Source organism: Coleofasciculus chthonoplastes PCC 7420 (assembly GCF_000155555.1).
Lineage (GTDB): Bacteria > Cyanobacteriota > Cyanobacteriia > Cyanobacteriales > Coleofasciculaceae > Coleofasciculus > Coleofasciculus chthonoplastes_A.
The window spans coordinates 59,724-84,427 of sequence record NZ_DS989875.1 but is presented as its reverse complement, the minus strand read 5'-3'; the positions used below and the strand labels follow the sequence as shown (position 1 = coordinate 84,427).

Annotated in this window: 17 protein-coding genes; 5 read left to right on the top strand and 12 right to left on the bottom strand. The window is 46.1% G+C overall.

Going from position 1 to position 24,704, the window contains the following annotated elements:
- Nucleotides 1-602 precede the first annotated feature (602 nt).
- Nucleotides 603-4,757, top strand: coding sequence for a PA14 domain-containing protein (locus tag MC7420_RS35940; RefSeq protein WP_006105974.1), 4,155 nt, complete (start codon nucleotides 603-605; stop codon nucleotides 4,755-4,757).
- Nucleotides 4,758-4,865: 108 nt separating this feature from the next.
- Here the strand turns inward: MC7420_RS35940 and MC7420_RS32235 are convergent, their stop codons facing one another.
- The 11 genes from MC7420_RS32235 to MC7420_RS32185 all read right to left on the bottom strand — a co-directional run bounded on the left by MC7420_RS32235 (nucleotide 4,866) and on the right by MC7420_RS32185 (nucleotide 18,018).
- A complete protein-coding gene (locus tag MC7420_RS32235; protein WP_044210972.1) occupies nucleotides 4,866-5,702 on the bottom strand; it encodes an ABC transporter permease in 837 nt (278 codons plus the stop codon).
- Nucleotides 5,703-5,843: 141 nt separating this feature from the next.
- The gene (locus MC7420_RS32230; RefSeq protein WP_006105918.1) at nucleotides 5,844-7,577 is read right to left on the bottom strand and encodes a diflavin flavoprotein; all 1,734 of its coding nucleotides are present in this window, start codon (nucleotides 7,575-7,577) and stop codon (nucleotides 5,844-5,846) included.
- Between the two features lie 79 nt (nucleotides 7,578-7,656).
- Nucleotides 7,657-8,223, bottom strand: a complete 567-nt coding sequence (locus MC7420_RS32225) for a phosphate-starvation-inducible PsiE family protein (protein ID WP_006105957.1) — start codon at nucleotides 8,221-8,223, stop codon at nucleotides 7,657-7,659.
- 209 nt (nucleotides 8,224-8,432) lie between these two features.
- Complete coding sequence (cysK, locus tag MC7420_RS32220) at nucleotides 8,433-9,365, bottom strand: cysteine synthase A (RefSeq protein WP_044210951.1); 933 nt, start codon at nucleotides 9,363-9,365, stop codon at nucleotides 8,433-8,435.
- Between the two features lie 127 nt (nucleotides 9,366-9,492).
- Nucleotides 9,493-10,854 carry an RNA-guided endonuclease InsQ/TnpB family protein gene (locus MC7420_RS32215; RefSeq protein WP_006105954.1) on the bottom strand — a complete coding sequence of 454 codons (1,362 nt, stop codon included), beginning with the start codon at nucleotides 10,852-10,854 and terminating at the stop codon, nucleotides 9,493-9,495.
- A gap of 160 nt (nucleotides 10,855-11,014) precedes the next feature.
- Complete coding sequence (locus MC7420_RS42090) at nucleotides 11,015-11,368, bottom strand: hypothetical protein (RefSeq protein ID WP_232231831.1); 354 nt, start codon at nucleotides 11,366-11,368, stop codon at nucleotides 11,015-11,017.
- A 97-nt stretch (nucleotides 11,369-11,465) separates the two neighbouring features.
- Nucleotides 11,466-14,123: a cyclic nucleotide-binding domain-containing protein gene (locus MC7420_RS32205; RefSeq protein ID WP_006105889.1), complete on the bottom strand. Its 2,658-nt coding sequence runs from the start codon at nucleotides 14,121-14,123 to the stop codon at nucleotides 11,466-11,468.
- Between the two features lie 88 nt (nucleotides 14,124-14,211).
- Entirely contained in the window at nucleotides 14,212-14,805 is a 594-nt protein-coding gene (locus MC7420_RS37550) for a ferritin-like domain-containing protein (protein ID WP_006105920.1), read from the bottom strand.
- A 117-nt stretch (nucleotides 14,806-14,922) separates the two neighbouring features.
- Nucleotides 14,923-16,380: an MFS transporter gene (locus MC7420_RS32195; protein WP_006105961.1), complete on the bottom strand. Its 1,458-nt coding sequence runs from the start codon at nucleotides 16,378-16,380 to the stop codon at nucleotides 14,923-14,925.
- Between the two features lie 188 nt (nucleotides 16,381-16,568).
- Nucleotides 16,569-16,904, bottom strand: coding sequence for a DUF760 domain-containing protein (locus tag MC7420_RS32190; protein ID WP_006105960.1), 336 nt, complete (start codon nucleotides 16,902-16,904; stop codon nucleotides 16,569-16,571).
- Between the two features lie 292 nt (nucleotides 16,905-17,196).
- Nucleotides 17,197-18,018: an HAD-IIB family hydrolase gene (locus MC7420_RS32185; RefSeq protein ID WP_006105952.1), complete on the bottom strand. Its 822-nt coding sequence runs from the start codon at nucleotides 18,016-18,018 to the stop codon at nucleotides 17,197-17,199.
- Between the two features lie 478 nt (nucleotides 18,019-18,496).
- Here MC7420_RS32185 and MC7420_RS32180 point away from each other — a divergent pair, with 478 nt between their 5' ends.
- The 3 genes from MC7420_RS32180 to ygfZ all read left to right on the top strand — a co-directional run bounded on the left by MC7420_RS32180 (nucleotide 18,497) and on the right by ygfZ (nucleotide 22,470).
- Nucleotides 18,497-18,898, top strand: a complete 402-nt coding sequence (locus tag MC7420_RS32180; protein WP_006105975.1) for a hypothetical protein — start codon at nucleotides 18,497-18,499, stop codon at nucleotides 18,896-18,898.
- 377 nt (nucleotides 18,899-19,275) lie between these two features.
- Entirely contained in the window at nucleotides 19,276-20,859 is a 1,584-nt protein-coding gene (locus tag MC7420_RS32175; RefSeq protein WP_006105890.1) for a hypothetical protein, read from the top strand.
- A 549-nt stretch (nucleotides 20,860-21,408) separates the two neighbouring features.
- Entirely contained in the window at nucleotides 21,409-22,470 is a 1,062-nt protein-coding gene (gene ygfZ / locus MC7420_RS32170) for a CAF17-like 4Fe-4S cluster assembly/insertion protein YgfZ (RefSeq protein ID WP_006105963.1), read from the top strand.
- Nucleotides 22,471-22,618: 148 nt separating this feature from the next.
- Here the strand turns inward: ygfZ and MC7420_RS32165 are convergent, their stop codons facing one another.
- A complete protein-coding gene (locus MC7420_RS32165; protein WP_044210949.1) occupies nucleotides 22,619-22,915 on the bottom strand; it encodes a (2Fe-2S) ferredoxin domain-containing protein in 297 nt (98 codons plus the stop codon).
- A gap of 177 nt (nucleotides 22,916-23,092) precedes the next feature.
- Here MC7420_RS32165 and chlP point away from each other — a divergent pair, with 177 nt between their 5' ends.
- The gene (gene chlP / locus MC7420_RS32160; protein ID WP_390436254.1) at nucleotides 23,093-24,352 is read left to right on the top strand and encodes a geranylgeranyl reductase; all 1,260 of its coding nucleotides are present in this window, start codon (nucleotides 23,093-23,095) and stop codon (nucleotides 24,350-24,352) included.
- Nucleotides 24,353-24,704 lie beyond the last annotated feature (352 nt).

The window sequence follows — 24,704 nt, the reverse complement described above, 5'->3', positions numbered from 1 at the left end:
CGCCTTAATTAAAATTAAATAGTCTTTGAATATATTTTTCTATTCTATCATGCCATGGAGCTTTCCATTTTAATCTATAAAAGCTTAGTTGTAGGCTTCGTTGAGTCCGGTAGCCTACATTAACCCATCTACCTTTGTCGAGTAGGCGTCTCCCTTGCCCCGTAGGATGGGCAGGATACCCACCTGATCCGAAAATAATAGTTCTGCCAAAAGTAAGGATGCCTTCTAGCAAAGTCCTTCACTTTTTTCACGATAAGAGTTTATGATTTGCGCTTTTTGGCAATTTAAAGACAATAAAAACTCCAAACATAAAACAAACATATACTATTGTCTACCTGTAGTATAAAGATTGTGTATAGATTTTTTTACTTTATGAAAATCAAGAGTAATTAATGTTATTAATTTAAATAAGCAAATCGATTGTGAAGTTTAGATGAGTCATAGTCGATTTCAGTGTGTATGCCGCTCCTTGTGGTCAGCGATCGCGAATAGCTATCAAACGATGACTGCTTTCTGGAAACTAACTGATTACACTGATTAATCCAAACGTTATGCAACTAGAAACCAACCTCGCTGGGACTGACGATACATCAATGATCAGCATGCAACATAATCACAATCTTCCTCATCAAGACCATCCAGGCAAGCAAACCGAACATCTAGAACTATTGGATTTAGTCCCTCATTCAGCCGCAACTCATGTCGCTATAAACGATGGGTCATGGTTTGATCCAAATACATGGCAGCAAGGTCAGGTTCCTGGAACTGATGCTAAAGTCGTCATTTCTGAAGGTGTTCATGTCACCTACGACGCTGAGAGTGACACTCGTCTAGAAACCGTGCGCGTGGACGGAACATTGGAATTCGCCCACAATCGCAACACCAAAATCGTCGTAGACACATTCATCGCATCACCCACAAGTATATTGACGATTGGTAGTGAAGCAAACCCGATTCAAGCCAATAAAACTGCCCGAATTGTCATTGCCAACGATGGAGAAATTGATGTCAATTGGGACCCCACACTCATTAGTCGTGGCGTTATCACTCACGGTCAAGTTAGAATCCATGGTGCAGAGAAACTCGATTTTATCTCGCTGCAAACAGACGCCTCAGCCGGTGATAATGAACTGGTGTTAAATCTGCCCGATGGCATGAATACACCTGCTGGCTGGCAAGTTGGGGATCAATTAGTCTTAGGTGGAACATCCTACAATCCCAACGGTTCGGATGAGGATAACAGTCGGTTCCAAGATGAAGTGTTAACCATCACCGAAATTAACGGAAACCGGATCAAATTTACCAACAACGACATTACCTCTGGTGATAATACCGTACTCCGATTTGACCACGAGCGCCCCGCAGGATTTGAGGGCGAGGACTTAAACCTTTACATCGCTAATACCAGTCGCAACGTTATCTTCGAGACCGAAAACGCTGAAACCGTACCCACTCAGCAACGGGGTCATGTGATGTTCATGCACAACCCGGATGTCGAGGTACAAAACGCCGGATTTTACAACTTGGGACGGACGGATAAAAATAGGTTGATTGATGACCCAGGAGAAAATGTCGATGGTTCACCGGGTTACGGAACCAATCCCCGTGGGCGATATGCGTTGCATCTGCATCGCACCGGGGCGGAAGATATTAATAGCAAACCTTCTCAAGTTAAAGGTAACGCCATTGTCGGCAGTCCGGGATGGGGAATTGTACATCATGACAGCCACGCCGTCTTAGAAGATAATGTGGTCTTCGATGTGGTTGGGTCTGGAATTGCCGCAGAAGCCGGGAATGAACTGGGTGCATGGCGCAATAACATTACCATCAAAACCACAGGCGATGACCGTCCCCAAGCCGACTTTGATCTTTCGCCTCGCGTCCCGCTATTTGACTTTGGCTTTAACGGCGAGGGGTACTGGGTGCAAGGCGCGGCTCAAGTGGAAATGGTAGATAATATTGCCATTAGTGCCGCAGGTGGTGGTATTAATATCTTCAGTGGTGTTGATCAGGTGAGTCGTGTCAGAGAGGCGGACACGGTTGCCGTTAAAAACCTGTCACCAGAACTGCAATTCCTCTCCCAGGCTTCCTATGACGATGATCCAAACACCCTCGATGTGACCAACGTGCCACTGCGTCGGTTGTCAGGTTTCGAGAGTTATAACTCGGATTTGGGCATTGTCTTCTGGAACCACATGCGGAATAATGATGGTCAGTTGAGTTTTAACGGTCCAGGTACAAAAGAAGCCCATGACGCCCGCTCCCTGGTTGATAATTTCAAACTTTGGAATATCTATGGCGAGGGTATCTTTTTACAATACAGTTCACAGATTGATTTTGTTGATGGATTGATTGTCGGTAACCCGGAAAACCCTGTTCCCTTGCAGAAAGGAATCAACGGTAACGGTCGTGGTCATGGTATTGGTAGCAACACACTGTCTCAAAACCTTCTCTATAAAAACCTTCACATCGAAGGATTTGAGCGTGGTGTTCGCTTACCCAATGAAGGTAATAGGAGTAAATTAGTACCGTTTTTGGGTTCACGCCTTGAAGACAGTTACCTTGCCAACAATACCTATAACCTATCGAAAAAGGAGCACGCAGGTGACCGACTTTTCTTCCCCGATTCCTTCGATATCGTTAACACCGAATTTAACATCTCTGATACCAATATCGCTCCTACTGCTACCTTCAGCTATGAATCAATCGGTAGTCAGGGTGTTGTGATGTTTGATGCGGGTGATTCGTTCGATAGTGATCCACCAGATGCACTGGAACTAGAAGGCAACGCGATCGCCAGTTACGGTTGGGATTTTGATAATGATGGTACTATCGACGAATTCGGTCGTCAAGTCAATCACCAATTTGACTCAACGGGTTCTCACGATGTCAGCCTGACGGTTTGGGATAGCCAAGGCGCAACCAGTACCCTAACTCAACAGGTTCAGGTAACCCCAACACCATACCCTAACCTGATTACAGACGGCACGTTTAGTAGCACTAGCGAATTGGGAAGGGCAATCAACGCTACCTTTGACAGCACCCGGACTGGTGAGGGGTGGATTGGGAACAATTGGTCAGTGGATTCCACTATCGGCAATGGCGGTGCTGCGGTTGTCTCAGGTTCCTGGAATGCCGGAATCGGTCAGATCTTTTTAGATAACGGTAGCCGACGTGGTCAGCAGACACTCAGCATTGATATCAAAAACACCGAAGACACCAAGAAAGCGAATGAAATTACCGTTAGTGTCTGGGGTGTCGATGGAGAATTTATGAGTACAGCCGGAAATCTCGATGGTCCCCAGCAGGCTGGCGCGATTCCGATGACGAAGGAGAAGCTTTTGCAGCAAACTGTGGGTGGCTCTACTTTTGACTGGAAAACTTTCAATTGGGATGTAGATTTTGGCGAGGGTTATGAGTTCGTAACTGTTCAAGTTGTCGCCAAGGGCGCTCACCCGAATAATGGCGACTTCATTGCCATTGACAATATCTCTATCGGCGATTCTACCATTAATGGTAATGGTAACGGGCTAAAAGCCGAATACTACAATAACCGCGATTTTACTGACTTAGCCCTAACTCGCACCGATGAAACCGTGGACTTTAATTGGGGTTCAGGTTCACCCGATGCGGCGATAGATGCCAATACCTACTCGGTACGCTGGACAGGTTCAGTCGCCCCCCTCCATTCAGAAACCTACGAATTCTTCACCAACTCGGATGATGGTGTACGTCTGTGGGTGGATGACCAACTACTGATTGATAATTGGACAAATCATGGGGCGACAGAAAATAGTGGCACAATTGACCTGCAAGCCGGTCAACAGTATGACATCCGCATGGACTACTACGAAAACTTTGGCAAATCGGTGGCACAATTGTTGTGGTCTAGTGAGAGTCAAAGTAAGGAGATTATTCCTGAATCTCAGCTTTATTCCCCTGCTGTTGATACTCCTAGTCCAGAGGTTAGTGGTAACGGTACAGGTTTAACTGCCGAATATTACAATAACCGCGATTTTACCGACTTAGCCCTAACTCGCACTGATGATACTGTGGACTTTAACTGGGGTTCAGGTTCACCCGATGCGGCGATAGATCCCAATACCTACTCGGTACGCTGGACGGGGTTTGTGGAACCGCTTCACTCAGAAACCTATCAGTTCAAAACCTCTTCTGATGATGGGGTGCGATTGTGGGTAAATGACCAGCTACTGGTTGATAATTGGACAGACCATGGGGTTACCGATAATCGTGGCACGATTGATCTAGAGGCAGGACAACAGTACGAAATTCGCATGGATTACTATGAGAATAGAGGAAAATCGGTAGCACAACTGGCTTGGTCGAGTCCAAGTCAATCGGAGGAGATTATCCCTAAAAGTCAGCTTTATGCGGCTAATTCCAGTGATTTTTCGGTCAATGAAATGATGCAAAATACGGCTAGTTTTTTGACAACGGCTGCGTCGGTAGGTGACGAACTTTTAGGCAATACAGGTGTTAATCATTTCGACAATGGTGGACATTCGCATCTGCTTCTAACTGAAGAAAATGGAAGTCAAGAGAGTTTTGATTTTGCAAGTGGACAAATAACTTTAGCTAGTCATCAAGATGTATCAGACTCGGTTACTGCTAGTGAAGTGACGCCGATTAACCTGATGAATAGCATCGGTATCGGAGATCCTTTCACCAATGAGACTGTTGAATCTCTGATTGCAATGCCTCAAGCTGAACTGCTGACGGTTCCAACTCTCGTGTAATAGCGAATTCGGTTAAGCACCATTGTAGAGACGTTGCATGCAACGTCTCTACATAACTAGTTATACAAAGTCTTAAGTTGACACGGATGGGCAATGCCGTGCCCCTACCTAAATATGGGGATCTAAAGCGTCTCTTAAACCATCTCCGAGTAAATTAAAGGCTAAAACGGTTAGAGTAATAAACAAACCAGGAAATAATATTGTCCAGGGAGATGATAGGGAATAGCCCCCCTTAAATGCATCAGATAACATTGTTCCCAATTCCGGCGTGGGAGGTTGTGCGCCTAACCCTAAAAAACCTAAACCCGCCGCTTCTAAGGTAGCCGTACCAATGGAAAGCGTCCCTTGCACGACTAAAGGACTCAAGCTAGCGGGTAAGATATGATAAACAATGATCCGTCCTGGCGTCGCACCAAACGATCGCACGGTTTGGACAAAATCCTGTTCTCGCAAGGATAGCACCATAGAGCGAGTCAAACGGATAAAAATGGGGACTTGTACCACACCCACAGCAATCATCACACTGGAGATACTTGGACCGGTTACCGTAACGATCGCGATCGCGAGTAGAATTGAGGGAAAGGCTAACAGAATATCGGTGAACCAGCCAATCACGGTTTCTAACCCGCCTCGAAAATAACCCGCGATTAACCCCAACACAACTCCCACAATTAACCCTAATCCCACCGAAACTAAACCGATAAATAGAGACGTGCGTAACCCATACCATACCAGGTCAAGAATATCTCGTCCTAAACCATCGGTGCCAAACCAATGATCCAAGCTGGGAGGTTGTAACCGGGCGGTATAATTGCGATCGGTTGCTGGGTTATAAGGATTGAGAATCGGTGCTAACAACGCCATTAGGATGATGGTGAACGTGATTAAAAGACCAATTTTGCCGGATGTTGATTGCCTAAATCGTTTAATGGCGTTGTTTTCCATGGATGCTGGTAAGGGGGAACGGGAAATGGAGAGTCGGTGTTGTAGTTTTACCGAGTCAACCCACACCCCACACCCTGACTACTGTTTTAGTAGCTTACCTGTCCTTTTTGGTTTATGGCGCTAAAGCGCAACTACGAACAATCAATAATGATTGCCTGATTTACGGTGATGTACAGCCGTCATCCCCGTTGATTGCAATACTTTACCATTATTGACAATCGCATAGATTAACCAGTGATCGCCGCAATCCATCCGACTCTGCACTGTACATTCTAAATAAGCCAGGGCATCTTTGATAATCGGACAACCATTTTCCGCTGTTTCCGTCTCTAACCCCGCAAATCGATCGTCCCCTGGCGCAAAGGATTGTAAAAAGTGTCGCCTTACATTCATCCCTTCTTTTAAGATATTCAGGACAAAACTATCTTCCGTATGCGTCAGAGACTCAACAGCCCGATCTTTAGCGATCGCAACAGTAATCCCTGGCGGATTGAATGAGGCTTGCGTTACCCAAGAGGCTAACATCCCACTGCGAACATTCCCACGCTGCGCCGCGACAACACACAATGATCCGACAATTCGTCCCACCGCCTGCGCTGTTCGATCAATTTGGGCGCTGCTGACGGCTTGTTTGGGGGCGCGGAATTTCTTGGATTTTTTCAGCGCCTGGGCAAAATCTATGCCGACTTCTTTACAATATTGAATCGTCTCGTCATCAGGTTTAAATTTAACCCGAATCGATTCAAACCCTAATCGATACCCCGCATCTAAGAGTTTGCTTTCAATTTCATCAACGGCTTCGCCACTCCAGCCATAGGAACCAAACACCCCAGCTAGTTTGGTTTTCGCGGCATTGGAGAGGACAATCCCTAACGCCGTTTGCACTTGAGTGGGGGTATGCCCACCCAGGGTAGGGGAACCAATTAAAAAGCCATCACAGCGTTGAATCGCGGCTTCAATCTCCCCAGGTTCGGCAAATTCACAGTTAATCGATTCGACGGCTGCACCAGTTTTGGTAATTCCTCTGGCGATCGCTTGGGCTAATGTGGCAGTATTCCCATAAGCTGATGCATAAATTAATGCTATTGTCAAGTCCTGTTCGGTTTGCTGCTGACCCCATTGGCGATAGTCATGGAGGAATCGACTGAGGCTATAACGGACAATTGGACCATGACCTGGGGCGTACATTTTCGCCGAGAACGTGGCTAGTTTGTTCAGGGCGACTTCAACTTGTCGCGCTTGGGCGGCATGGAGACAATCATAATAGTAGCGTCGGTCTTCGTCTAGGCGTTTCCAGTTTTCATCGAAGAGTTCATCGCCGCAGACATGGGCGCCGAAGAGTTTATCGGTAAATAGGATACGACTTTGGGGGTCATACGTACATTGTCCATCGGGCCAACGAGGTGTGGGGATGGGAATGAATTGTAGCTGATGATTTTGACCTAAGTCTAAGGTTTCCTCGCCTTTGGGTACCCAAACATTGCATTGGTATTCTCGTAAGGCATTTTGTAACGCCACCGCCCCGGCTTTAGAACAAACAAAGGTGATTTGGGGGGCTAATTCTAGTAAAGCTTTCAGCGTTACCATTCGGTTGGGATTGACGTGACCTAAAATCACATAATCCAATTGCTGTACATTTAGGCATTGCTGTAATTGAGTCAGGAAGATTTCAGTAAAGGATTCCCCTGGCGGATCAATCAGCGCTGTTTTATCGGCTTGAATTAGATAAGAGTTGGCGGTTGTACCCCGTTGTAGGGAATATTCTACCTCAAACTTGAGTCTATCCCAGGTTCGCGATCGCAAAACCGTTGTATCCGTTCCTTCAATGGCGGCGACTTGGACATCACGGGGTTTAATATCAGGTATTGTAGTCATAGATAATCAGTTGGATGAGATTAATGTTGACGTTTTAGTTTAGGGAAAAGGGAACAGCCAAGAACATGATATTCGGAACTCAGTGACCCCTTTTATCTGCCACAACCTTCGTATTGGCGAAAGGAGTTAACGGGTGATTATTAGAATCAGTAACCTGACTCATTGTCGGCTGTTTATATTGCAAGGACAACCGTTTTTCTGGGTCAATCCCATCAAATGTTGGTGGCAAATAGACTCGTACAATTAATAAAGCCGCCATCACCATTAAGAACGCACAGGCAGCTAAAATTTGAATCCAGGAGGTTTCCAAAACTCCCCGCACAATCACCTCCCGCAGAACCGAGACAATTGAAACTTCCACTGCTACTCCAATCGATACCCGCTGTTCTTGTAAGTAAATAATCAGCAGTCGGAATAACTCAACCAAAATCAGCAAGAACAGAATATCTGAAGTGACGCCAGGGAAATCTAAGGGCGGTAGCAACTCCAAAAACATTTCTCGTAGCTGAATCGCCATCAAAGCAAATAAGCCAACACAGAGGGAAATGATAAATAAGTCTTGGATTGTTTCTAGCGCCCGGACAATGTGATTTCGCTTAACCTGTTCGTACCAGTTTGGTGGCGAGGATGGTAGAGGCTCATGCATGGGAGGTTCCTTCTGTATCACTAGCCCCTAGCTTACATTGTTAACGCTTATCGCTGCAACAGTTTGTTATTTACAAATTTAATGTATGACATCAACAGATTATAGAGGGAGAGAGGCTAACGATTAAATCTTAAATATCAATAATGACGCCATCCTTGTAGTACGAGCATCTTGCTCGCTACTCGTACCCAATTTAAATACATGACAGATTAATGGGCAAACATTGGTGTACTCAGATACCGTTCTCCACCACTGGGTTGAATCACCACAATTAGGCGATCGCGATTTTCGGGACGACACCCCACCTGTAACGCAGCATACACCGCCGCCCCTGTAGAAATGCCACTAAGAATTCCTTCCTCCTGCGCTAACTGACGCCCGATGTCATAAGCTTGCGCCTCATTCACCTGCATAATTTCGTCAATCAAATTTACCCGCAACACGTCAGGAACAAACCCCGCACCAATTCCTTGGAGATTGTGGATTCCCGCAGGTTTGCCACTTAAAACCGCACTCTTAGTTGGCTCAATTGCCACAATTTTCAATTGGGGTTTTTGTTGTTTGAGATAGCGCCCCGCCCCCGTGAGTGTCCCCCCTGTGCCAACGCCTAGCACAAGAATGTCAATTTGTCCATCTGTCCCTTGCCAAATCTCTGGTCCCGTGGTTTGATAATGAATTTTCGGGTTAGCGGGATTACTAAATTGTTGTGGGGAAAAAGCATTGGGGAGAGTCGCCAATAACTCATTCGCCCGGGCGATCGCGCCAGCCATATCTGCTTTAGCAGGTGTCAGCACCACTTCTGCACCGTAGGCTTTCACCAATTGCTGACGTTCACGACTCATATTTTCTGGCATGGTTAAAATTAAGCGATATCCCTTAGCCGCACAAACCATGGCTAAACCAATACCCGTATTCCCCGATGTCGCCTCAATAATCGTCGAGACTCCCGGCTGAATCAATCCCACCTCCTCCGCCTCCGCAACCATACTAATCGCGATTCTGTCTTTAATCGATTTGGCTGGATTCATCCCCTCCAGTTTTAAGACAATTGTGGCGACGCAGCCGTGACGTTGGGGAAGGCGTTGAAGTTGCACCAGGGAGGTGCTACCGATAACATCTGTAATATTCGAGTAAATTTTCATGGATGGCAGATGGGATGACAATTTCACTTACGATAAAGTCTTAGGGAAATAAACCTAAACGAATCCATAGTTGCCTTGCTGTTACTTGTGCTTGACTGTTCATCTGTGACATCCTCCTACACTAACCCTAAACGGGTATAGTGTAGGCTTCCTTCGTCGCAGCCTTGCGGCTACGCTTGGGGCGTTTTATAGTTGGGAATATGCCCAGCCCAACTCTCTTGATATTGATCGCCGCGTTCCAATCTCTATCTAGAATCAACCCACACAAACATTTATGTATTCGGATTGATAAATCTTTTTGAACTAGGCGATCACAACAAGAGCATACCTGGCTTGTATTGTGGGGTTTAACTTTCACTATTGCCTTACCAGCTTTTGCAGCTTTGTAAGCAAGAATTGATAGAAATTGACCCCAGCCAGCATCAGCAATTGACTTGTTTAAACCTGATTTAGCACTTTGTCCATTGGGTAAATATTTTCCGTTTTCATCTTGTTTTGTCTTGTTTTTTCGAGACAGGTTTCCCGGTTTAATGTCCTCTACAAAAAACACTTGCTCATCCCGATTTACTAGGATGGTAGCTGACTCATAATGAAATTGCTTCCGCTTCCTTTGCAGCTTTTGATGATGCCTGGATAGCTTTTTGGCTAGCTTTCGCCGCGATGCAGATTTGTGAGGTTTACTGTCTTTACAGTTAGCCAATTTTGTCAGCTTTGATTCAGACTTACGATAATGTTGCTGAATTGGTTCGACCTCACCATCTGATGCCGTCCAAAACTTTTCTAAGCCAACATCCAAGCCTAGAGAATTCTCCTCTGTTGCTTCTATCTTTGGTGATTTCAGCGTCGGAACGGCTTTATCTTCTAGGGTTAAGATTATGTACCAACCATCGGCGCGGCGTGATACTAATGCCGCTTTAATTGTAAACCCCTCCGGAATTGGGCGATGATAGATGAGCTTCACCTGACCTACCTTGGGCAGGCTGATGTAGGCAATGTCGCGCCGCGTACTACCGTTTTTCCGTCGATGAGGATTAGAAGTAACGGCGAGGCAGTCCGGTTTTAGCTGAGGAATAGCAAATGTCCGGTATCGCCGCACCGACTTGAACCGAGGTTTTCCGCTTCGTTTTCCATTTAGATCGCCTTTAATAAACCGACTAAAGGTATCCTCTACTCGTTTAATCGCTTCCTGTATTACCTGTGAATGAACCCCATCATATAGGTGCTTGCAAGATTCTCTTGACCAATGGTTAGCCCGTTTCTGGGAATAGTAACTTGGTTGGTCTTTAAGCTCTGGTAGATGAGTGACAAAAATCATGCACGCATTGACTGAGTGGCGGTTACGCTCCCACCAGTTAAACCGTTCCTCTAGCATCAGATTGTGTATTCGGCACAACTTATACAGCCATTCGTTTAACTGATAAACTTGTTGACTATTCGGTACAATCCGATACTGATAATTCAGTTTAAACGTGTCTTTGCTTCGCTTCAATTCCTATCACCTCCTTAAGCTCTATTATAATACCTATGAGCTAACACCTGGGGCGGATTCATCTCACGCTTAATTAAAAAATTAAAGCGTGAGATGAATCGCCAGTGCAAGCTAAATACGCGATCGCGACTCTTCCAATAGGTGTTTTCGTCATTAATATTCATGGGTTCAGTTGCTGTATCAAAGCGGCGGTTCGGGCTGTGGCGGCTTTCAATTCCGCCTCGACAAGACTATCTAACTCCGCTTGTTGTTCTGGAGGTAGCATTTCTCCCTGATCGCGGGCTGTTCGCCACCGATTTATCAACTTAGATAAACGCTGTTGCTCAACTTCACTAAAAAACCAGTCAGGACGAAAGCTTTGGAGAATCAGTAGAGTACCCAATTCACCTCCTTCTAGCTGGGCGGTCAATGCATCTAACGCTTCACCTGCGGTTTTACCAGTGGATTGCTTATCACCTGCAATCGCTTGGGTATTGCCTCTCACCGCTTGCATCGGATACTGGCAAGATAGCAACTGTAGTCATGTCTTTACTTGAGAGTTTCTTGCTCACCAATTATAGTTTATAGTTGGTTCGTCATTGCGCTGTCTTCGCTTACCTAAACACTGAAGTTCACCCGATCATTAATTCAAAGAAAACCACGGTAAAACCAGCCATCAGCACCAAATGAGGTAAATTGTTCCAGAACGGACGTTGGGTAATTTTTAACAACGGATAGATGCTGAACGCTAAAATTGAAAGCAACGTCACCCCCTGTAAAAAACTCGCCACATCCATACTCCAGGTTAACGTTGGCAAATTCGCGCCAGAATAACCAAAAGTACGAGCAATAACGGGCAGAATCTGACCGGCTTCCGTAATTCCGGCTGGCACATAATAGGCTAAATTCGCCGCTAACATCATGGGCAGATAGGCATAAATGACCTTTAAATAATCTGGCATTTCTTTGTCAAATAAACGCGCCAGTTGATGTGTCAAATAGGTGGCGACAAAGGGAATCAACAGCAACAACGTTACCACAGGGAACGCCGTCAACAAATGCTCAGAATCTAAGGGTATATTCCCAACACCCAACCATCCCAGAATCCGGTGCGAATAGTGCATAAAGACGCCGCCAAATAAGAGCAACATCAACGCCACTTCTGCCCAAAACCCTTGATGATTCTCCAATAAATCCACCGCCGGAAATCGCAAATTGAACTGTACTGAACGGTTCGGACAAGCCTTAAGACAGGTCATACATAACACACAATCTCGATTATCCTGTAACTGAGCCGGATGAGAATAGAGAGGACATCCTCCTGTGGCTTGTCCTTCATTCGGTAAGGGATTACTAAAATTAACAGGTGTCGCCTCACTACCTTTATAACAGCCAAAGGTACTGCATTGACTCCCACAAACTTGCTGAACCGATCGCACTTCAATCATAGAAAGTTTGGCAAACATCCCATTCATTCCACCAATGGGACAGAGATAGCGACACCAGAGGCGGCGTTCATAAATGACACTACAAATCACCGCACCCGCAGCAATTGCGACTAATAGCCAAGAGGACAGGTAAGGCGTATGAGGTAAATCCCAGAGTTTCTCCCACAAATAAATCGCTACAAATCCGGCAAATAACACCCAAGCGCCCCATTTATTTAACCATTTCGTGGGCCACGGTAAGAGTTGGCGCGGAAATATCCATAGGGAGACTTTTCTAATCCATTCCCCTGTAATCATAAACGGACATATTGCACACCAAAGGCGACCGACAAAGGCAAATAAAAAGAGGTAGAGGGGCCACCACCATGCCCAGAAAAAATTCAACGTAATACTGGCATCTCGGCTTTGCGGACCAATATATCCCATCACTGTCACTGGGATAAAAATCGCCATGACGATAAACCAGAACCGTTGGGGCCACCAGTCACTTAAGAGAAATTTACGTAACCAAGGTAGTTGGTTGAGTAAATCGACACGGAAGGCATTTTTCTTTGATTCTACAGACCAAAGAACCTGTTCTGGAATCACCGATTGTCCGGCGGGTGTCATCAAGACGGCGCGTTGCAGAATTCCTGCGAGTTCGGCAATATTTCCCGGATAATCATAACTGATTAAACGGCGCAAATTGGCTTGATCCAGTTGCAGGATTTCCTCGCGTTGGCGACAGAATTTATGGAGGAAATAGCGAGCAAATTCGGGAATATCTCCTTTACGTTGGGGGAGGCTAAAGAGTTTGATGGTATGAACATCTACCCCAGATAGGGCGATTTTTTGGGGACTGGCGAGGATCAGGCGCACCCAGGATTGGACAAGGGGTGGCGGTGAGGATTCCTCAGGTTCGGGGTTGGGATTGGGGGTAAAGCTGCCTGTTTTGATAAAGTGAATTAGGCGATCGCGCTCTTGGGGGGTTAAGAGATGGATATTATCAATCAGTAAACTCCCCCGTTCCAGCAGTTCAATCACCCCCAGTTGTTCTCCCTGTTTACCAAATAGGGCATCGGTATTCACCGCACCCGCTTCAGTTTTGGGTAACTCAGCGCAGTCAATTTCGGCAAACTGACGGTTTTGCAGGGATGAACCAGCATGAATTAACCCCGCCAAGAAGGTTTTGCCACTCCCGGCTGGGGCTTGAAACATGACAGGTTTTAGGTCATCCTGGGCTTGTTGAATCTGCGATCGCAGTTTTTTGGTGGCTTTACTCGTACCAATGATATCTTCTCCCCTGGGTACGGGCTGAATATAGCGCTGTAACCCCTGAATTCTCGCCTGTTCCTTTGCCATTCGCATGGCAAAGTTGGCTAAGTCTTGCGCCAATAGGGTATTAATTGCCCCTTGAAAGTCTGGATAGGTGCGACAGAGGGTACGAAACTCAGTTTGTCCGAGGAACCAAATTTCACTCTTTGTCAGGGCGACGGCGCTGGCGCGATAGCTAGCGGTGTCTTGGTTTTCTACTAATGGCACATAGCCAAAGGTTTCCCCCGCATTGCGATAGGTAATATGGGTTCTACCCACCAGAGAATGGCGATAAATCTCCACAGTTCCCCATTTGAGTAGATACAAACCCGCTGGCTGTAATCCTTGGCGATAGATTTCGCAATTCGGTTCCACTGTCAAGGGTTGAAATGCCCTCGCCATGGCTTGAATCGCAGCATCGCTAAGTTCGCCCCAAACTCGGTGAAAACTCAACCAGTTGCAGCATTCCTGAATTGCTTGATCATCTAGAGTAGTTCCGACATCATGGGTAGGTTGGAGAGGGAGTTGTTCAATTGGGCTGGCTGACATAAATTCGCCCCGGAAAACCTTAAATACGTTTTAACTTATCGGTTATTGACAAAGGACCAATGACCAATGACCAATGACAAATAACCCGTTACAATCGACGATAACAGCGCTCAAAAGCAGGTAAATGGCGATTAGCGGAAGCGTTACGCAATTGGGAGAAAGCTGCAACGATATCAGGTTCCTGAACAAAGGATGAAAAGCGATCGTACATTTTGAGATTCTCGATTTCGCCGTCTATGCTGATTTGACAGGCGGCTTTTAGGCTATCGGGTGCCTCAATCGTTCCAGTAAACGTATCTGCTGGTACTGGCACTCCATACTTCATGAACAGGGCTGCCAATCGTTGAGCGTGTCTGGCTTCGGCGTGAACAATATTACTAAATGGTCGCACACTACCGAACTTATTGATAACTGCTTCGTAGAAAGCGCGGGCTTTATATTCATCTTCGATGGCTTCAACCAACGCGGCTTGGGTTTCGGGGTTGAGTTGATACACAACATTACTGGGTTGTTGTGACGCAGTTTCAGCGAAGGCGCTGCTGCATGTCAGCACCATTGTTCCCAAAACCACGCCAGGGAATCGACACCCTCTGCGTCGTCGCCGATGGTTGCCCGTCTCTAGGGTTGTCTGGCGATGCCGACGATGCTTGTGCTGCCTTTGGTTATGGTGAAGGTTATTCATGGAGGTTTTCCTATCTATATCTCTATCGTTGCCTGATCCAGGCATCAACGAGGGATCACGTAAATGTTCTTCTGATTATTTTATATCACTATAAAGTTATTTAACAATCTTGTGGTTTCATCCGTAGTCTTCCCCATCTCCCCCATCTCCCCCATCTCTTAACGTTTCCGTATTCCGGCGTTCGATGAGTTTTAGGAGGATTTCGCCATGGAAGGAACGACTAATCGGATAGAAGTACGCCCAAGCTAAACCGCCCATGAGGACAATAGCGGGAATCGGACCAATCAGCAGACGAATCGTCCACAACGCTGATTCTGGTTGAGTCGTGGGTAACTGTTCAGAGGTGCTGGAGATAAACCCCGACATATCTAGGGATCTACCCACGAGGAATAGTGCGATCGCGACGGCAATTTTGTGTATTTGTACAACTAAGGCATAGAAAATACCCTCCCGTCGTTGTCCGGTGTTAAATTCATCAAAATCAACCACATCAGGAAGCATTGACCAGGGTACAATATAAGCCGTAGACAAACCCAGCCCCACAAACACCGCCAGAACATACATTAATGCCACTTGATTGGGTTGTAAGAAAAACAGTCCCATCAAGGCACAGACAGTGACAGGGATACCGATACAATAGATAATCCGTTTACCCACCCGTTTGGCGATCGCACTCCAGACAAATGTCATACTTAAGGCTGTCCCTTGAACAGTGAGCGCAGTTTGGGTAAAGTGGTGATCCGGTAATCCCATCCAATGCGTCACAAAAAAGGGCAGAATCGCTGCTGTTGTTTGCAGACTTAACCACGAACACAAATAAATCCCGATCACACAAATAAACGGGAAGTTGCTAAACGCAATCCGAAACTGTTGGGTGATGGGTAAAACGGATACCTGAGTCACCGATTCCCGTTGGGCTTCAATTTGCTTATAACGCTTATAGGTGCCAACAACACACAGGAAAACGGCTAAGGTAGCGACAACTGCACAAATTGTGCCCAGAATCCGATACTCTTGAGACTCATCATCAACGTATGCAAAAATAATCTGGGCTAAACCCAGGGAAAAAATACTCGCACCGATGCTAAACGACGCTTTAAAGCTAATTAAATCAATGCGCTCATCATAGCTTTGAGTGAGTTCAGCCGCTAACGCATTATGGGTGAGAACAACCGAAGTAAACGCGGCATAAAAGAGAATCCCAACTCCCCCATAATAGGCAAACAGTAGCCATTGATTCGAGGTAGGCGGAACAAACCACTGTAAACCAAAGCCAATCCCCAAAGGAATCGCCCCAATCAGCATCCACGGGTAACGCCGCCCTAACGGAGAACGAGTGCGATCGCTCAAATACCCGATCATCGGATCGTTAATCGCATCCCAAACCTTGCCAATCAGCAAAACACTCCCCGCCAAGGTGGGATTTAACCCCGCGACATTGGTGAGGAAAAACAGCAAGAAAAAGACTAAGATATTACCCGGAATCTCTCCTCCCAGTTCTCCAACTCCATAAGCGAGTTTGGTGGGCAAATTCAAGGGTTCACTGGGAGTTTTCTGGGGAAAAGGGTTAGCCATCAGGGAAGTTTACCACTCATTTTGAGCGATCATCTCACTTCTGATGGCAGATGACAAGGTTATCCTTCGTCTTATGTCCTTCGTCTTATGTCATTTGTCCTTTGTTTTCTTTTTCCGAATGACGTAGCTTGCTTTTCGCGAAGCGAGTATGATAAATGACGAATTTCACTTTGTCTACAGATAGTTAATTAATTGTCGTACATTTCGGCAACTTCGTGCAGCGACTTTTCAAATTCCAGGCGCTGTTGAGCATTGCGGAGAAAATAACCGCTCATCATTGCAGAAACTAATAACCGACTCAGATTTTCGCGGTTGGTCGTAACCGTGACATTAAAATGTTCATGAGGGAGTGCGCCTAACATTCCGATTAGGTTGCGTTCCATCACCTGAACCACTTCCGGATCGGGTTTAGAGAGTTGGGCGACGGTTTCTGGATGCAGAGACTGGACATATTGCCAGAGTAAGTTACCGCCTTCGCCTTCGCCATCAAAAAATTCTGGAACTCGATTGGACAGATTGTTCATGGTAATAATCGAAATTGGGTAGTGTCGTTTGTTTTCCTATCTCTTATCTTTTACTTTAATCAATCTTCTAGTCCTCGCCTAGTGAGTGCAACCGAACACCTGTGGCGGATTTTACGACGTGATCAACTATAGACTCACATTAAATAGGTGGACACAATAAAAGCTAACGGTGAAGATCGTCATTCGTCATTCGTCATTTAGTCGGGGCGGGTTTAGTTAAATCTGGGTATAACCAAAAAGATAGTAGTGAAACCCGCCCCTACACACTCCTTATAGGCGTAGGTTTTTTATTTTAGGGTGGGGACAAGACAACCCCCCTCACTGCTTCCGCCCAACCCTGAGAACCGGGTGCGGGTGCAACTTGCCATCCTTTACCGGATAAGCCGGGATTAATTCCTTTATTTCCAGGAACAATTACCGGACTATCCACCACTTCCAGCATCTCCAAGTCATTGGGACTATTACCTAAACCCAGGGTAGTAATTTTGGCATCAGGTCGAGCAGATTGGTAGGAATCTACTAACCACTGTACCGCTTTTCCTTTACCTGCTCCAGCACCAATCAAATGACAGAAGCGATCGCCAACAACTATCCGATATCCTAAGTCTTGTACAATTTTGTTCAGGCGTTCTGGTGTTACCTTCTTAGGAGTCAGAAAGGGTTCGGTAAACTCCCGCGCCTTGGCTTGTTTGGCTTCATCGGAGGACAACCCTGTCAAGTGACAAATCTCGGCTTCACTCATATCCCCAAATCCCTGCAAGGGTTCATTGAGGGCGGTGGCTATTTTCTCTAATCCCTGTCTTGCTTCAGCATAAGTACAACCTAAGCGATGCAGATAATAATCCCCCCATTGGTTACTTTTGGGTAAGGTTAAGTCGTTATAATCGAGGGGAACAAAGATACCGCTACCATTTTCTACAATAAACGGATCATTGATTTGTAGGGATTGGCGTAGCGTTTCGACTTCTAGGCGTGTCTTACTGGTAACCGGAATAACCGGAACCTGATTATTCTTTAAGGTATTGAGAACAGGAATCGCATTCTGATAACTGTAAGTATCAGAATCTATAAGTGTGCCATCTAAGTCGGTGAAAATGATTAAAACGTTTGTCATTCGTTATACCCAATTTGGGTTAGGCACCCCGATTATATAGCAGTAGACACATCGATTAGGACTTTCGGCACCATTGTAGAGACGCGCCATGGCGCGTCTCTACATAAATGATGTGTCCTAACCGCTATGGCGGTTGCTATAACTCAGTCCGCGCAGGCGGACTACCCTGTCAAGTACATTTTTTATCGGTTTGCTTGTGAAAGTCAGGTTGACCCATATCCAGGGCGCGATCGCAAACCCCCCTTTCCTCTTGCTCCACAATGACCGCCCGACAAGGTTTTTGATTCACCCCGTTAGGGGCGCGATCGCAAACCCTTCCTCTTGCTCCACAATGACTCTGACTTTTGTCAAGTACAATTTATACTAAATTAGATGAGCTTACCCTGTTGAGGCTGGTTAACAAAACCAGCGTGGACGTGCTGTTTTGTTGTGTCCGACTACTTAGAATATTTTGGTTTATTTATAGATTAACAAGAACATGGAACGTGGTTTACTCTGGTTACCCTTACTCGCTGTATTTATTTGGCTAGCTTGGTCAGGTTGGAATGAATATCAAAAAGTTGAGGCATATCGTGTATGGGCAGAACAATTTGAACGGGCAAAATATGATATTTATGCGGTACTGGGACAAAAGGGGAAGAATCTGACCTGGGGAAAACCGACTCGTTCGGGTCCGGTGGATATAGAAATCTTTTCTCTGAATGATGTCCAAAGCATTAAACTGGTAGTTGATGGGCAAATTGTTACCTTAGAGAATCCGCCCAAAAAAGGTCGCGCGATCGCACTAGAGTTTCTCCTCCCAGAATCCACAGTTCAGGTTCCGTTTACCGAAATTCCTCTGGCGGTGGAGTGGGGAAAATTTCTCCGGAATTATAAATAACCTTTGTCGGAGCAAATTTCACGAAGTAGCGACTAAGAGAGTCACTCTACAATGATATCTGATACCATGTCTAACCTCACCTAGAGCGTCGGTCAAGTATTCCGAGAAACCGGGTTTCTCGTGAGGATGACAACGAAATATCCAGCTTTCACCCAAAGAAACCCGGTTTCTAGACCGATATCCTAGAGAAAACCAAACCCGCCATGACTATTACACAATAGCTGTATTAAGCTGTATGAATCTTTGTTACTTTTTCCGGTTCCCGGTTCTTCCTTCCCTGTCTAGTAACAAATGACCAATGACCAATGACAAATGACAAATTGGAACGCTAAGTCCTGAAATTCGTCTTTAAGAATAATAGTTCTGGTGCTTTTTCTATGAAACCTATCTTACCTATTTTTGCGATTATCGGATTACTCCAGAGTTGCACCACCCCGGTGAACATTTCCTCTCAAGCCATAAGGAATCCCGCTAATTGCCCTAGCCAAACTGAACCCCTACCGATCGCGTCTGCTAATGATGAGGGACTGTATCAGCAATTTGATTATCACATTCGCGATATTATTACAGATGCTGATACGATTACCTTCCAGACGCAGCAGTATGATATTGTATTTTGCCGATTTGATCGCACTTGGACAGTAGAACCGGGAACGTTAGCCCCTGAATTCCAGACAGCTAATAATCCTGAACAATTCTCAGAAAATATCCAGAACCCTCCCTATCAAACTATTGAACTGAACGGAAAATCTTATCAATATCGCGTCATTCTCGAACCGAATCCCTTTGGCAATGAAGCCCAAGGAATTGAACCCAAAACGGTTGTCTTTGAACTGATTACTCCCAATAGCGAACAACCCCAACGTCACCCCCTCTATACCTTAGACCAAGTAAAGCAGGCTGAAGTCGGATTTTCCTTGGGAGTTCCGCGAATTACCTCCGCCCTCAGTTATGCGGATCGCCTATTTTTGTCCGTCGCATCGGAACAAGGGGAAGGATTTAGTGGTATCGCCACGATGGTTGGTTACAATCCCGATATGAATGAGTTGGTGGTGATTCAACCTGAAGAAATCCAAGGGCAACAAATTACTGATTTTGTCATCGCCGGAGATCCCGGCAATCCAGTCTTTTGGCTGGGAACACAAATCAGTGGTGAAGGGAATCCCTATTTATCCGGAATGGGATTAGTCGCCTATCGTCCTTCTCCCCCTAGTCTCAAATCCGGAACAATTACCTCTTACACTGTCCGCAATAGTCCAATAGTTGGCGCAATTCCTGATCAACTGCACTTAGAAGGCGATCGCCTCTGGGTGGGAACCGGAAACGGGGTTTGCCAGGTTCGTTGGCAAGGGGCAGATAATCCTGGAAATTGGTCTTGTTGGCGATTTGCAGCAAAGGCGGAACTACCGAGTCAGGGATTACCGATTTACCGCCGTTTATTAGCGGAAACTCCAGCCGTTACCCTTGACCCAGATCAGGTGGGAGACACGGTAGAGGTGTTATGGTGGTCTCCATTGGACTACCAAACCCAAAAAGGGCGGTATGAAGTTCGGTATGAGGATGGCTTTACCGTCACCTTAGACGAGGGGACGAGTTCTTGGTCTGAGAAATATGGGTCATCATGGCAACCTCGCCCTTGGCAACCGCCTTTCTACTGGGCGGGACACGAATGGCATTGGCAAGGCGATCGCTTTGTACGCGGTTTTGATCAAGTCGCCCTAAATTTCTTTGGTGGTGGACCTCTGGGAATTGTATCCGATCAGGATCAATGGACAGGGGAAAAGCCTGCCAATATGAACGTCTTGCGGGGTGATCTGGAAGTATTGGAATTAACAGAAACGACCACTAAGCTGAATTACCATTCAGGTTGGGTGGAGGAAGAGTTCCTCAATCCTTATTTCACGGTAGTACCCCAAAATCGTCCCTTCAATCCTCGTCCTAATCCTTTGAATGATCTTTAATCATAGATGAACTAAATAGGGGTTGCTGAATAAGTCTTGTGGTGGGGAGAGGCAATAGGGAATAGGCAACACCTCGGCTTCGCTCGGTGTGTCATGGGCAATGGTTTAAAGCCTCTGTCGAGGGAAAATTTGGCGCTGGCGGAGGCACAAATTCCAGGGTTTTGACGGTTATAGTGTAAAAACCTTGCACTTGTTGGGTAGAAAAATGGCTTAAAACCCTTATCTGGTCTAGCTTCCACACTCATGCAGCAAGCCCTAAATAGAAGTATAAGGGACTTGCGACTTAATCATGTACCAAGGAGACTTGGCTGAGTTCATGAATTCAGCTTTCCTCACTGGTACTTTATTTTTACGCTGCTCCCTAAGTAGGTCAGTGGAAATAAACTGAACCACGTTAAATTCTGTAAATATCCATTAAACCCTTACACTTACAAAGGACAAAGGACAAATGACGTAGCTTGCTTCTCAAGGGAGCGTTTTCCCTATTCATCTTTTACTCTACAATTTTGATTAACCAAGCCGTATTGGGTTAACCACAGGATTTGATGTATGAGCCAAGCCTTACAAGAGATGCAGTGTAGTGCAGGAGCAACCTTTGATCCAGCCCAGGTGCAAGTACCAGCCAGTTTCGGCAATGATGCAGCCGCCCTACAAGCCGCGCGTCAAGGGGTGGCTTTAGTTGACTTATCCCATTGGGGACTGCTGAAAATCTCTGATGAGGATAGACTGCGCTTTTTGCATAATCAAAGTACCAATGATTTCCAGAAACTGAAACCGGGACAGGGTTGTGATACAGTTTTTGTGACCTCAACTGCCCGTACTATTGATCTGGTAACCGCTTACGTCACGAAAGAGGCGGTATTACTATTGGTATCCCCTAATCGGCGTCAACAGTTACTCGAATGGCTTGATCGCTATATCTTTCCCATGGATCGGGTAGAATTGGCGGATATCTCCAATGATAGTGCGATTTTTAGCCTAATCGGACCCGAAAGTGATACCCTGTTGACCAAGCTAGGTGTCCAGTTGCCGATTGGTGATGTCTATGCCAGTCATCAACATCTCAATCTAAATGATATAGAGGTGCGAATTGCTAGAGGAAGTGGTTTTGCACTCCCTGGATATACCCTAATTGTCCCCGCCAGCAATGCAGCAAACCTATGGCAAACCTTAACTACAGCCAATGCTACACCAATGGGCGATCGCGTATGGCAACAGTTGCGAATTGAACAAGGGCGTCCGCTTCCTGATTATGAACTGACAGAGGATTATAATCCCCTAGAAGCAGGGTTATGGAATACGATTTCCTTTGATAAAGGATGTTATATCGGTCAGGAAACGATCGCGCGATTAAATACTTACAAAGGCGTCAAGCAGCAATTGTGGGGAGTGCGCTTACCCGTATCGGTGGAACCGGGAACTGTAATCACCGTGGATGGGGAAAAAGTGGGGAAGTTAACCAGTTGTACGCCAACGGAACAAGGTTACATCGGTTTAGCCTATATCCGCACCAAAGCCGGCGGCGTTGGGCTTCAGGTTCAGGTGGGAGAGATTGAGGGTGATGTTGTAGATGTTCCCTTTTTGACCCACGAGTATTATGGAAGTCAGTAGGGGCGGGTTTAGCCTTTAATTGTTGTATCCTACCGATAACCTTTCAACAAAACCCGCCCTTATTTCATTCTGCCCTTCTCGAAACCGCTATCTACCCAACAGGCTGATCTTGGAGTTGGGTTTCCTTCGTCAACCCAACCTACAAAGGTCAATGATACTTCCTATAGAGCATCACCTTCACGGGTTGTCCGTCTTTGATATGCCGTTGTACTACGGCGGGGACTTCATCGGGGTGAACCCGACAATACCATGTTTCTTCGGGTAAAACCACGACCATCGGACCATTGCCACATTCTCCCAGACAACGGCTACCGCTAACTATCACCCCATTAACAGGTAAAGCCTGAAACGCTGCCAAGACTTTGGCAGCACCTTGTTTGCGGCAAGTACGGTGCTGACATACCAGTATTTGTCTTGTTGGTTGTTGTGACAAAGGTGCTGACATATCAGTATGGGACTGAACAGTTTGTCTTAATTGTAACGATGCAGATACCTTTCCTGGGACATAAGACCAAGGACAACGGACAAAACATTAAGCTTTGTGAAGGAAATTGTTAAGCTGTATTTCAAAATGAGCCGCGATCGCACATTGCGGATGAAATCGCCAAAAGTCCGTGATACCATGCAATCCGTACCTCGAAAACGATTGGGAGAAAAAATGCCTGCACTAAGGGTTGCGGTTGTTGGTTCAGGACCTGCTGGCTCGTCTGCCGCAGAGACTCTAGCAAAAGCTGGAATCGAAACCTACTTGTTTGAGCGTAAGCTAGACAATGCTAAACCCTGTGGCGGAGCCATTCCGCTCTGTATGGTTAGTGAATTTGACCTGCCACCAGAAATTATTGATCGGCGAGTCAGAAAGATGAAGATGATCTCGCCATCGAATATAGAGGTGGACATCAACCTGGTAAAAGAAGACGAATATATTGGTATGTGCCGCCGGGAAATCCTGGATGGCTTCATGCGGAACCGCGCTGCTAAGCTCGGTGCAACTTTAATTAATGGCACTGTTCATAAACTCGATATTCCCACAAGTAATACAGAACCCTATACCCTTCACTACGCTGACCATTCCGATGGGAGTCTCAGTGGTGTACAAAAAACCCTGAAAGTAGACCTGGTGATTGGGGCTGATGGCGCGAATTCCCGCGTCGCTAAGGCAATTGACGCCGGGAACTACAATTATGCGATCGCCTTCCAAGAGCGGATTCGCCTGCCAGGGGACATGATGAACTACTATGAAGACCTGGCAGAAATGTATGTAGGTAACGACGTTTCGCCTGACTTCTACGCTTGGGTCTTCCCCAAATACGACCACGTTGCCGTTGGCACGGGGACGATGAAGGTGAACCAAGCCAAAATTAAAAAGCTACAGGCAGGGATTCGCGCTCGTGCAGCCAAGAAACTCGTCGGTGGTGAAATCATCAAAGTTGAGGCACACCCCATTCCAGAGCATCCCAGACCTCGCCGAGTCGTTGGTCGGGTGGCATTAGTTGGGGACGCGGCGGGAACGGTGACGAAATCGTCGGGTGAAGGGATTTACTTTGCGGCAAAATCCGCCCGGATGTGTGCCGAAACCATTGTCGAAACCTCTAATGGTGGAACTCGCATTCCCACGGAAGCGGATCTCAAGCTTTATCTCAAGCGCTGGGATAAGAAATATGGCATCACCTATAAGGTGCTGGATATTCTGCAAACCGTCTTCTATCGCTCCGATGCGACTCGTGAAGCGTTTGTAGAGATGTGTTCAGATCTGGATGTGCAGCGACTCACGTTTGATAGTTACTTGTACAAAACGGTTGTACCTGCTAATCCTTTAGTGCAGCTTAAAATTACTGCCAAGACGATTGGTAGTCTGTTACGCGGAAACGCTTTAGCACCGTAATCCTTTCTCTTGTCATCACTACAAAGGCGGCGGGGATGTGCATTCGCTTTGAGAATGTTCACCTAGCCGCCCTCATTGTCTATATCAGATGTTAAATATTAAGTTCTGATAAAGCAAATCGTGATATCTATAAAGTTTTTATAAAGATGACCCTTTTTTATTGGCAATCAGCAAATTAGGGGCTTACTATAAAAGTGCTGGTACATTCAACTCACTTATTCAACCAGCGAATCCTATACAGAAGCACTAACTGAACTCTCTATCTTTGAAGAAATATTCCTTGGGAGTCCCCTCTTTTCTAGTAAAAGGGGGGATTCTTCGTTGTGGCGTTCTTTATTGAGGAGAGCTTGCT